The organism is Desulfobacula sp., assembly GCF_021107415.1.
Map to the genome: position 1 here is coordinate 1 of NZ_JAIOSW010000269.1, position 11,844 is coordinate 11,844.

Annotated in this window: 13 protein-coding genes; 6 read left to right on the forward strand and 7 right to left on the reverse strand. The window is 40.4% G+C overall.

Translation table 11 applies throughout. From position 1 onward, the window contains the following. Positions 1 to 8 precede the first annotated feature (8 nt). The 6 genes from K8S13_RS14185 (at position 9) to K8S13_RS14210 (ending at position 4,807) form a co-directional block, all read left to right on the forward strand. Positions 9 to 161 carry a 2-oxoacid:acceptor oxidoreductase family protein gene (locus tag K8S13_RS14185; RefSeq protein ID WP_291463438.1) on the forward strand — a complete coding sequence of 51 codons (153 nt, stop codon included), beginning with the start codon at positions 9 to 11 and terminating at the stop codon, positions 159 to 161. 119 nt (positions 162 to 280) lie between these two features. Next, positions 281 to 1,258 (forward strand): CoA transferase subunit A, encoded by a 978-nt coding sequence (locus tag K8S13_RS14190; RefSeq protein WP_291463425.1) that lies wholly within the window; start codon positions 281 to 283, stop codon positions 1,256 to 1,258. 1 nt (position 1,259) lies between these two features. Further along, positions 1,260 to 2,036, forward strand: a complete 777-nt coding sequence (locus K8S13_RS14195) for a CoA-transferase subunit beta (RefSeq protein WP_291463427.1) — start codon at positions 1,260 to 1,262, stop codon at positions 2,034 to 2,036. A 77-nt stretch (positions 2,037 to 2,113) separates the two neighbouring features. Beyond that, positions 2,114 to 2,575 carry a GNAT family N-acetyltransferase gene (locus K8S13_RS14200; RefSeq protein ID WP_291463428.1) on the forward strand — a complete coding sequence of 154 codons (462 nt, stop codon included), beginning with the start codon at positions 2,114 to 2,116 and terminating at the stop codon, positions 2,573 to 2,575. 463 nt (positions 2,576 to 3,038) lie between these two features. After that, complete coding sequence (locus K8S13_RS14205; RefSeq protein WP_291463429.1) at positions 3,039 to 3,377, forward strand: P-II family nitrogen regulator; 339 nt, start codon at positions 3,039 to 3,041, stop codon at positions 3,375 to 3,377. Positions 3,378 to 3,397: 20 nt separating this feature from the next. Beyond that, positions 3,398 to 4,807, forward strand: a complete 1,410-nt coding sequence (locus K8S13_RS14210; RefSeq protein WP_291463431.1) for an ammonium transporter — start codon at positions 3,398 to 3,400, stop codon at positions 4,805 to 4,807. Between the two features lie 336 nt (positions 4,808 to 5,143). Here K8S13_RS14210 and K8S13_RS14215 read toward each other — a convergent pair whose 3' ends face one another. The 7 genes from K8S13_RS14215 to K8S13_RS14245 all read right to left on the reverse strand — a co-directional run bounded on the left by K8S13_RS14215 (position 5,144) and on the right by K8S13_RS14245 (position 11,710). Continuing rightward, a complete protein-coding gene (locus K8S13_RS14215; RefSeq protein WP_291463432.1) occupies positions 5,144 to 6,538 on the reverse strand; it encodes a sigma-54 dependent transcriptional regulator in 1,395 nt (464 codons plus the stop codon). A gap of 19 nt (positions 6,539 to 6,557) precedes the next feature. Continuing rightward, positions 6,558 to 8,054, reverse strand: a complete 1,497-nt coding sequence (locus K8S13_RS14220) for an ATP-binding protein (RefSeq protein ID WP_291463433.1) — start codon at positions 8,052 to 8,054, stop codon at positions 6,558 to 6,560. Further along, the gene (locus tag K8S13_RS14225; RefSeq protein WP_291463434.1) at positions 8,051 to 8,557 is read right to left on the reverse strand and encodes a hypothetical protein; all 507 of its coding nucleotides are present in this window, start codon (positions 8,555 to 8,557) and stop codon (positions 8,051 to 8,053) included. The genes K8S13_RS14220 and K8S13_RS14225 overlap by 4 nt, the downstream gene beginning before the upstream one ends. Further along, complete coding sequence (locus K8S13_RS14230; protein ID WP_291463435.1) at positions 8,535 to 9,122, reverse strand: hypothetical protein; 588 nt, start codon at positions 9,120 to 9,122, stop codon at positions 8,535 to 8,537. Before K8S13_RS14230 ends, K8S13_RS14225 begins: the two co-directional genes overlap by 23 nt. A gap of 94 nt (positions 9,123 to 9,216) precedes the next feature. Continuing rightward, the gene (locus K8S13_RS14235; RefSeq protein WP_291463436.1) at positions 9,217 to 10,911 is read right to left on the reverse strand and encodes a sulfite exporter TauE/SafE family protein; all 1,695 of its coding nucleotides are present in this window, start codon (positions 10,909 to 10,911) and stop codon (positions 9,217 to 9,219) included. Between the two features lie 32 nt (positions 10,912 to 10,943). After that, positions 10,944 to 11,327, reverse strand: a complete 384-nt coding sequence (locus K8S13_RS14240; RefSeq protein ID WP_291463437.1) for a hypothetical protein — start codon at positions 11,325 to 11,327, stop codon at positions 10,944 to 10,946. A gap of 2 nt (positions 11,328 to 11,329) precedes the next feature. Further along, positions 11,330 to 11,710, reverse strand: a complete 381-nt coding sequence (locus K8S13_RS14245) for a molybdopterin dinucleotide binding domain-containing protein (RefSeq protein WP_291463440.1) — start codon at positions 11,708 to 11,710, stop codon at positions 11,330 to 11,332. Between the last annotated feature and the right edge of the window lie 134 nt (positions 11,711 to 11,844).

Sequence of the window (11,844 nt, forward strand, 5' to 3'; positions counted from 1 at the left end):
ATATCTGTATGCTGGGAGCCCTGATTGGTGTATCCGGGTTAATCAAGCCTGAATCCATTCTGAAAGTTCTTGAAACCACCATTCCTGAAGATTTTATGGAAATGAATAAAAAAGCCCTGGATCTGGGTATGGCAATGGGATTCATGTCTGTGAAAACTTAGGTCAGATCGGTCGGATTTGTAAGGATGTATTTTAATTGCAGGTCTTATTGCATTGAGCATCACCTGCGCTCTCCAAAAATTTTATCAAGTTACACCAACCACCAATACAGGTATGTATAATGAAAAACCACTTAAAAAAAGTAATGCCGCTTAAAAAGGCTATTGAACAATACGTAAAAAACAGCTCGCATATATCTATTGGAGGATTTACCATAAACCGAAACCCCATGGCAGCAGTTTATGAAATTATCAGGCAGAAAATTAAAAATTTACATTTATATGCCCACTCCAATGGCACGGGTCTGGATGAACTCATCGGAGCAGGCTGCGTTTCAAAACTGGAAATCGCATACGCTGGAAATGGGAAAGCCGCACCGACCTGCATTCGTTTCGCCAAGGCTGTCCAGAATAATGAACTTTTATTTGAAGACTATTCAAATTACATGATGAGCCTGAGATTTATGGCAGGTGCCATGGGGGTTCCTTTTTTGCCCACGCTTTCAGGATTTGGATCGGATATTTTTACGAAATGGGGATTTCCCAAATCTCTGCGAAAGTCTGATCCTAAAATTGTGGATAACAAACTCGCAGTTATAGACAATCCTTTTGGAAACTGGACAGGTGCCTCCAAGGTAGTTCTGGTACCGGCCATCAACCCGGATATTACCATCATTCATGTTCAAAAAGCTGACTCCATGGGAACCTGTAGTATTCAAGGACTTACATTTGCAGACATCGAACAGGTAAAGGCATCAAAACACGTTGTTGTTACCTGTGAAAAACTTGTTACCAAGGAAGAATTAAGACAGAATCCCGATCTGAATCAAATTCCCTTTATCCATGTGTCAGCGGTCTGTCATGTTCCTATGGGTGCTTACCCCAGTGCAGTCTTTGGTTACTATGACTATGATTCACAGTATTTGCGCAAATTTGCAATTGCAGCAAAAACCATCGATACATTCAGAAAATACCAGGATAAATATATTTATGGTGTTAAAGACCACGAAACTTTTTTAAACATCATCGGCCGGGAAAGGATTGATGCGATCACGGCAAATCCAAGAACCGGTTACTCAGTTAATATGAAAAGGGATTAATATGAAAACAATTCAACCTTATACCTCCAGGGAAATTATGACCATTATGGCGGCAAGAGAAATTAAAAATGGAGATATTGTTTTCAGTGGCACTGGCATTTCAATGCTGGCAGCCATGGCAGCCAAAAATATCAATGCGCCTGACAGTGTGATTTTTTTTGAAACCGGAGCCATAGATTCTCTTTTAGAAGAATTGCCCTTTGCGGTTGCCGACCCACGGATCATGTACTGGGCTGCTGCAAATTCCAGGCTGATAGATGCGTTTGCCACCATGCAGAACAAGATAACAGGAGACAAGGTCATAGCCATACTTGGGGCCGCCCAGATAGATAGATATGGAAACCTGAATACCACCTGTATTGGAGACTATCTTTCACCTGAAATTCGATTTTCAGGAAGCGGAGGAGGGTGTGACGTAGCAAGTTTTGTTCCCCGCTGCATTGCATTTATGCAGCATGAAAAACGCAAATTTGTTAAAAAACTTGATTATCTTGCAAGTCCGGGACAACTTGGGGGTAATAATAGCCGGCAGGCAGCTGGACTCAGGCCCGGTGGAGTCAGTGTGGTGGTAACCAATCTGGGTGTAATGCGGTTTGCTAAAAACAACGGCAAAATGTATCTGGATAAATTCTATCCCGGTATCACACTGGAAAAAATCCTTGAAAATACGGAATTTGACATAGATGTCTCTAAGGCAACCCAAGCCGATCCGCCCACAAAAACAGAATTAAAAATCCTTCGGGAGGAGTGTGATCCCCAACGGCTGATACTCGACTAATAACGATATGCGCACACTGATTATATTTTGATCGGAAATAATAAATATTTTTATCCTGCTATAATATGACCAAAATTATGAATACCGACAAAATTAAAATAAGGGATGCCACTATTTCTGATATTGGCTCATCGGTAAAGCTTTTGGAGCAACTTTTCTCAATTGAAAAAGATTTTACCTTTAACTCTGAAAAACAGAAACAAGGTCTTTTAATGATGCTTGAAGGGTGTAGCAAGCACAGGACTGTCAAGGTTGCCCAATACAACGCAACAATTGTGGGCATGTGCTCTGCTCAGATAAGGATATCCACAGCCCGGGGCAATATTGTCGCGATTGTAGAGGACCTGGTTGTAGATTCGAATTATAGAAATATGGGCATTGGGAAAAGACTTCTTGAAGCTGTTTACTCCTGGGCCAGAAAACGAGGTATCACTACTCTACAGCTTCTGGCAGATAAAGACAATCATTCTGCTTTAAACTTTTATGAGCGGCAAAACTGGGATAGAACCAATCTTATTTGTTTTTTAAAAACCCTGTAAAAGGCTTCAAGGGGAGGGTAATAAGCTTAGGATAAACAGGTTTGCCTAAATATTACAATAATGTGAGATATTAAGGCGTTCAAAACAGTTTTTCTCCTGAAATCAAAGTCAAAAATTTTTTTCTCCAACCCAAAAGGAGTTGAACTACTGGACAAACCTTGAGGATAAGGTAATGCTGTTCGCTACGATGGCTCTTTATGATAAAAAAACTGTACAAAGAAGCCTATGAAAAATCAATTCAACAAAAGCATACAAAAAATTTTATAATTGAAATAATAATTACAAAATTGTATTCATATAATTACAAAATTGTAAAATATATTATATCATCTAATAGAACCAATGAAATTTTTATTCTTTTATTTTAAGCACTTATAAACAAATATAACCATATTTTATGAGTGGCATCTGTTTTGCAATTAAAGAAAACAATATAGTTTTATAATTAAAAAAGGAGGGTTAAATGAAAGAAATACTGGCAGTTATTAAACCGTTTAAGGTTGATGAAGTAAAGGATGCCTTAACAAGCATAAATATTAAAGGAATGACTATTTCAGAAGTCAAGGGATTTGGTCGTCAAAAAGGCCACAAAGAGCTTTACAGAGGGGCAGAATATCAGACAGACTTTGTTCCCAAAGTTGAGATAAAGATCGCAGTGAATGATGATCAGGTTGACAAAGTGATTGCAACCATTATTGATGCAGCAAAAACAGGGAAAATTGGAGATGGAAAGATTTTTATCCTGCCCATTGAAGATGTGATTCGAATTAGAACCAAAGAAACCGGCGTTGAAGCATTATAAGTATAAAGGAGAAAAATAAAATGAAAAAATTGGGTATGCTAATAATTTATATGATATTTTCACTCTCTGTTGTATGGGCTGGAGATGAAGCGCCTACTGTAACTTCCAATAAAACAGCCATTGACCTGGTTCAGTCCCATGCAGATTATGTCTGGACCATTGTTGCTGCAATGTTTGTCTTTTTTATGCAGGCAGGTTTTGCCATGGTTGAAGCAGGATTCACACGAGCGAAAAATGCCGTCAACATCATGATGAAAAACCTGATGGATTTTTCAATGGGATCCATTGTCTTCTTTGCCGTCGGATTCGGTCTGATGTTTGGTGTCTCCAAAACTGGTTTCTTCGGGACATCCGGTTTCTTTTTAAGTGATTTTAAAATTGGTGGAGATCCATGGGTGCTGGCATTCTGGATGTTTCAGGCTGTGTTTGCTGCCACAGCAGCTACCATTGTCTCCGGAGCCATGGCAGAAAGAACCAAGTTCTCCGGATATCTATTATATTCTGTATTTATTACCGGGTTGATTTATCCAATTTTCGGAAGCTGGGCATGGGGAAGCCTGTTTCATGGAGGTGGATGGCTTGAAAACTTAGGGTTTATTGATTTTGCAGGTTCCACTGTTGTTCATTCGGTTGGGGGATGGTCTGCTCTTGCCGGCGCCATAGTTTTAGGCCCTCGCCTTGGAAAATATACCAAAGAAGGAAAAGTAAAGCCCATACTGGGACATAATATTCCTCTGGCAGCCATCGGTGTTTTTATTCTCTGGCTGGGATGGTTCGGTTTTAACCCTGGTTCAACAACTGCAGCCTCTAAAGACATTGCCATGATTTTTGTTAATACTAATCTTGCTGCAGCAGCTGGTGCCATCATTGCTATGTTTGTTTCATGGATCAAGTTTGGAAAACCTGAAGTGGGTATGAGCTTGAATGGCGCATTGGCAGGGCTTGTTGGAATTACAGCCGGATGTGCCAATGTCACGCCCACAAGCGCAATCGTCATCGGAGCCATCGCCGGTATGATCGTTGTATTTTCCGTAATGTTTTTTGATAAAATAAGAGTTGATGATCCTGTGGGAGCCATTTCAGTACATGGTGTATGTGGCGCATGGGGAACGCTTGCAGCTGGCATTTTTAATATGGATGGAATGACATTTAGTATACTGGCTGTTCAGTTAATTGGGATTGCAGCTTGTTTTGCCTGGACATTTCCAGTAGCCTACCTTCTCTTTAAATTGATTGATATGACAATAGGATTGAGAGTCTCTAAAGAAGAAGAACTTGAGGGACTTGATGCTACTGAGCACGGTGGCAACGCATATCCGGACTTTACAACCATAAACCATGGAACCATGGGGGTTTCAAGCGGATCTGGCGGTCCCAAATATGAATCTACTACCCCTTTTGCATCCGAAAAACTGGTTAATCAGCCATAGAGAGGAATTGTAAACCATAGAAACCTGTCACTTGCTCAGTTAGAGGTGGCAGGTTTCTATTATCCCCATTGATCTGCATACACCAAGGGATTAGCCACAAAAAAGATAACGCCAAGAACCGAAACGAGATTTACGATACTTCACATCATCAATGATTTTAAATAATTGATCCCTTTTCTGATTTCAATATTCTTTTCTTTTCTGTTTAAGATTTAAAACAAGTTGAATGCCGGGAATATGGTAGCGTCGATTAAAATTAAGTATTGATTTTTTTTTCGACTATTGTGCAGTAAAATTCAAAATAGTCGAAAATTAATGAGGTGCCTGAAAATTCTGTTAACGAAAAAGTTCCGGATCTATGGAAAAGCGTTTCATGATCTGCTGTAAGGCCTGTCGATCCATATGGCATTGTTTGGCTGCCTGGGTGATATTCCCGTTGGTCATGGAAAGCTTGGCGCCGATATAATCGTGATTAAACTCATGGAGTAGTTTTTCTTTTGCTTCTTTATATGGCAATACTGCAATACTGTTGCTGTCAAACCCTTTAAACCCATAATTTTTTTTCCCGGCATCCTTTAAGGGTATATCAGACAGATCAATTATATTCTCTTTTGAATAGAGAATCCCCTGAACAAGAATATTTTCAAGTTCTCTTACATTTCCGGGCCATGGCTGTTTCATCAAAAGATCCATCACATCCTGGGAAATCATTGTGGGTTCTTTTTTCAGTTTTTCGCAATGTTTTGCCACAAGATGTTCGGCAAGAATCGGAATATCGGTTATTCTGTCTCTCAAAGGCGGCAGTTCAATGGGAAGGACATTCAGCCGGTAAAAAAAGTCCTCCCTGAATTCGTGGTTGGCAATCTTCTGTTTAAGGTTCCTGTTGGTGGAAGCAATAATCCGCACATTTACTTTTTTGACTTTTGTGTCCCCAAGGGGCTTTATTTCCTTTTCCTGGAGGACTCTCAACAGCTTTGTCTGGATGGACGGCCCGATATCCCCGATTTCATCCAGGAAAATCGTTCCCTTGTCCGCTGCCTGGAAAAGTCCATCCTTGTCCCGGGTTGCATTGGTAAATGCACCCTTTTTATATCCGAATAATTCACTTTCCAGGATGAGTTCCGGAATGGTGGGGCAGTTGACCGGGATAAATGTTTTGTCTCTCCGGGGACTCAAGGCGTGAATGGATCTTGCTGCCAGATCCTTTCCCGTTCCTGATTCTCCTGTGAGCAATACTGTTACATCACTTGATGCAACCAGATTAATTTGATCAAACACCCTTTGCATGGGTTCACTTTTCCCAATTAAATGTGAGGGTCTGATCTCTTTTTCCTTTAAAAGCCGCTTGTTTTCCTTTAGCAGTAAACTTCTTTCAAGGGCTTTTTGGATTTTAAAAATGATTTCATCCTGTTCAAATGGCTTGGGAATAAAATCATAAGCTCCTTTTTTAATCGCCTTTACAGCAGACTCGATATTGCCGAAAGCAGTCAACATGACCACGGTCAAATCGGGATAATTTGACCGGATATGCTCAAGCAGTCCAAACCCGTCCATACCCGGCATCCTGATGTCGCAAATAACCAGGTCAAATGTTTCCTGCTCAAGAATCGACATGGCCATTTTTGCTGAAAACGCCATGGAAACCCTGCAATTGATTTCAGGTTCAAGGGTTCTTTGCAAAAGCCTTGTCATATCTTTTTCATCATCAACTGCAAGTATGTTTGCTTTCATTTTTATCCCCTGGTCGTACCTAAGTCATAGTGCTATCGGCAGGAAGACTGATGGTAAATAACGTTCCATTTCCTTTACTGCTTTTTACACGAATATCTCCCTGGTGCCGTTTAATAATACCATATCCCACGGAAAGGCCAAGCCCTGTACCCTGGCCAACCGGTTTAGTAGTGAAAAACGGATCAAAAATCCTGGATAAATTCTTTCTATCAATCCCTTTTCCATTATCCTTTACCATAATCAGGATTTTGTTTTGTTCTGTTTTCTGAGTGGTAATATCAATATTGCCTTTTCCAGCAACTGCATGACAGGCATTGATGACCAGATTTACCATTACCTGGGCAAGTTCCTGTTCATTGCCAAGAATATTAAGTCGATCTCCTGTAAAAGGATTGAGGGTCATTTCAATATTCCTGAAATCAGAATGGTTGGATAAAAATTTAACCACACCATCAACTACCTTGTTGATATCAACAATACTCATCTCGGACGATCCTTTTCTTGAAAAGGAAAGGAGATCCGACACAACCGTTTTACAATTCTTTACATGTTTTTCAATGATTCTCAAATCGTCCTGATCATCGGATTCCTGTTTTAACAAAAGCTGGGTATATCCAAGAATAATTCCTAAAGGATTGTTGATTTCATGGGCCACACCGGCAGACAATTCTCCAAGAGCAGCCAGCTTGTCCGCCTGGGCAATCTGCCGTTCCATCTGCCTTTTTTCATTTATATTTTTGATAATAAAGTGATAAGTTTTAGCACATCCAAACGCACCGTAATCAATACCACCGGTAATCAGAACCAGCAACGACTCATTGTCCGGTCTTAAAAGTTCGACTTCCTCATTTAAAATATATTCTTTTGAACCAATTTTGTTGCTGATTATTTCCCACTCAGACGGAGAAGCAAAAAAACTGCCTATGGTCATTTTTCTCATGATCATTTCGTCACGGGTATACCCGGTGAGTTCAATGCCAGCCGGATTAGTCTCCAAAATCATAAATTCACTATCCGTAACAAAAATGGTATCCAGGGATTGTTCAAATATCCTGCGGCATTTATGCTCACTGCTTGTAAGCCTTTCTGTTCTCTCAATCACTTTATGCTCAAGGGTCTGATTCAGATCCATAAGTTCAATATGGATATCCTCAAGCTTTTTCCTGCCAAAAAGGATTTTTTCATTAATATTCCAGTTTTGATTAAAAAAAAGAGTGATCGAGCCCACAAGCATGAAAGAAACCGTATTGACACTTCCGGTATAGGAGCTGATGGCATGCCAGACGTCTGCATTGGACGTCAGAATTAAAAACTGTCTTAAAATATGACCGAATGATCTTGACACGGCAAAAACTGTTAATCCCATACTGATCCACAACAGATAAAGAAAAACCACATTATCCGAATCAAGTTCCCTTAGTGTTCTGGCTTTATAAAGGGCCAGCAATGCAATGACGACCATGGCAACCGATCCTAAAACGTCTACTGCCAGTATGGGGATGAACGAGGTAATCATCGGGATTCCTTTTTTGCCATCATCTGCCTTTGGTCATCAACAAGACTTGAAAGGCCCTTATAAAGAAACAGCATGGCTGGCACGCATAACAAATGGTCCAGTTTTAACACATAATAAAACCAGGCGAGCAGGGATGAATCATTGTTGGTGATGATCCTCATTTTTCCAATGGAGATAGTCTCAATTGTTACAGCATGGATCTGGTTGTCAAAAAAATGCGCAGTGATGGCATCCAGGTTCCAAAGGATGAAAAAAAAGGCTGAATATTGAATCAGGCGCCACCCTTTTTGTTGATCCAGGCCCTTGCCTGTGACGGTAAAAATAAGGGCCACCATGGAAAACAGGAAAAAAAGATGTCCCACCTGGTGGGTGATAATCCCTTCCGAGCTTGCGTGAAGCTGGATCGCGTATCCATCAATGGGGAGCAGGATCAACCCGACAACTACCATTGATGGTATAAATTTTAAAAACAAGTGTATGCTATACTGAATTTTTTTTGGCATATCGTTTTTTAAAGACCCTTTTTAATACTACAAAGAGTATATATGACAAAATCAGACAAATAACAAACCAGAGCAGGGAGCTCACATTTGTCTGGGACGAAGACCCAAAAGAAAATGAAAACACCCATTCTTCTCCAAATCGCTTTAAAAGGGTTTGAGGTGTATACACCTTTGTTATATAGGAAACCATCAACAATATGGGAAGAACATTGACGATAAAATGCTTTAACAGTCCTTCAAAAAAATAATCATAATAAGCCCTGTTTAATTGGGCCTGGTCAATATTTTTTGCCAGGGCCTTGCCTTTTTCCCTGTCAGGATGCTTCATGGCCTCTTCACGCACTCCCTGCCAGTGTTTAAATTGTTTTTCCAGGCGTATATATCTTTTGGTCACATAAAATCGTGCTATGGTTCTTGTTATAATGACGACCAAAAATGCCAGGAAAAATATTACAACTGCCGGGCCGAAAATCTCAAGGGGAGAAAACAGGGTATCTATAAACACCACAGCATAGTTTAAAAAAGCTTCTATCGGTTCCCACGCCCTGTCCAGAAAATCGTCCATAACCTATCTTTCCTTAAAATAAAACCCGTGGCTGATTCGATCATTATAGAGATTCAACACACGGGTTTCAAGGTTCATTTACCCTTTATAAGGGTTATATCCAGATTTCAATCTTAAAAAATCTAAAGAAAAGGCTGAACAATGTAATTGCAAGAATAACCTTTAAGGTCATTTCAGAAAACATTTTCTGGGCACGGCTGCCAAGCATACCGCCGGCAAATCCGCCGATAATAATTGAAATGGCAAGGGTCATATCCGGCAGGTATCCTGCCATCAAATATCCAATAAAGGAACCGATACTGGAAAAACAGGTTCCGATCAAAGATATGGGAACGGCCACATACATGGGAAGTGCACCTATACTGGTCATGATAGGCACTAAAAGAAAACCGCCGCCAATACCAAAGGATCTGGACACCACACCAACACCAAGACCCAGAATTGCAAAAAGCAATGGATTGATCCGGAATTCTTCACCCCAGAATTTAAACCTGTAATCCATGAGACCTGATTTTACAGGTTCAATACTGCCCATTTCTGCTGAACGGCCTTCTGCTTTAGCTGCAGTAATCTCTTTATTGAATTTTTGGGACATGGCCTTGATATTTTTTCTTTTATTCATGGCCTTGGGGGTCATTTCCATCACGGTCTTGATTCCCATGAGAACCACCAGAACAGCCAGCCATTCTTTATAGGCTTGCATGGGAAGAACCGCAGACACATATTTACCCAGCCAGATGGAACCGATAAAAATACCCACACCAAAGGAGATACCCACGGGCCATGCCACCCGTTTTTCAAGCACTGCATATCGCCAGAATGATCCCAGAGGAGAAAACAGAGTCAGTGCTATATTGGAGGGTTTTAATACATTGGCTGCATTGATACCCACAGGTCCCATGGTGTTAACCACCAATACCTGGAAAGCTGCCATGAGCATACCACCGGCTGCACCGATCATGGAAAAATAGGTTCCGACTATAATCGCACCGATAACAACCCATAGGGGATTCATATACCGGTAACCTTTAGACATCCAGAATCCCTTTTTTTCAATGCTATAATCTCCTATTTTAGCATTGTTCACATACACATCAAATTTGGTGTTGGGGGGGGTATGCCTGAAAGATTTAAAGGAGGCTGTAAATTCACCCGTTGCTTTATCAAGTTTTACAGATGTGCCCTTGTCCCAGTAATTGCCACTGGACTGGTCAGCAATGACAGATCGTGAAAAAATATCTATTTTTCCTTTTTTGCTGCCCTCTTTTGTAATAGTATTGATACCATAGGAACTCTCATTGGCATACCTGAAAAAATTCCACTGCTCGTCTGTCTTGATGGGGCCAAGCATGCTGCGTGCATCATCATCAATATCGGTAAGTTTTTTTTTCAGGTAGAACATGGTGGTACTGTAGATTCCCTGTCCTTTTTTCATAAGAACGGAAGGGCCGCCAAATCTTTTTTTGTCCACTTTACCGAATTTTTCCGGTACATTGGTAATCAGGTAATAAAGGGGAGGAATTTTTGTATCCAGACCAAACCCGGCTTTTTTTGAATCTTTTTTGAATCTTTTTACTTCATGAACCCCATTGGTGTCATTGGGTGCAAACATTTCCTGCTGGGCAATGGCAAGATACAAATCCTGTCCCGGCGCAATTTTGCCGGTAATCTCAACCACATCCCCTGCTTTATAAGAGGATGCCGATATGCCGTCACCGGCAAAAGATCCTGACGCTGTAAATAGTAAAACCAGCGTCATCATAATAAAATGGTAAAAAATTTTCTTCATTTGACTCTCCTTTTTAAAAACATACACATCAATTATAAATTAAAATATCTAACGGCCAGCTTTGCCCCCAGATAACTTGTAATTCCTGATACAGCCATATAAATAAATAAATCATAAATATTAAGAAAAACAGTGTTCCCCATAAATGGCCCGACAAAATTTAGGGCAAAATTCACGGCAACAAAGGTAAGTGCGCCCGTGCCGACTCCCAGTACAAATGAAAAAAGAGGAATATTCATAATCCTGGTTTTCAGTACTTCCACGAGCCTGTACCCTGTCATTGCACCGTTAAAGGCTATAAACACAGGCAGGATGAACAAAATTTTATCCATGGCAATAAATGTTGAACAAAAAACAGCAAGGATCAATGATCCGCCGACACCAATAAAAATTGATTTTACAGCTGCAATGGTCATTTTTATATTTTTTCCACTTTGGTTTTTATATATTTCAGTATCGTAGTTCCTCCATCTTTTTCAGCAGCATCTGATTTCATGATACTGGGAGTGTTGATCCCGCCAAGTACCTGAAACTTGGGATCGCCTTCAATTCCACGAACATGTCCAAAACCTCCCGGGCTACCAAGAACTCCCTTCATAATTGACCATGTGGGACTTGCAACTGTTTCCACACTGCCCCATGGGGATTGCAGCCTGACCTTGTCACCTTCAGCTATGGCAAGTTCTCTAGCATCAATTTTATTTATCCACAAAAAATTTGTTTCATTTATTTTCATGAGCTGAAAATTATTGAAAGTTGAAGAATGTTCATGCCCAAACAGCCGGAAATTTCCAAAAATAAATGGTTATTCTGTGTCAGTCTGCAGCTCTTTGTCAGGTTCTTTATAATCAGGCAGAGGATCTATCCCCTTTTCCTGGGCAACAGGGTTAACAAAGTTATATTTTCCTGTTTTACTCTTTCCTGAGCTGCCAT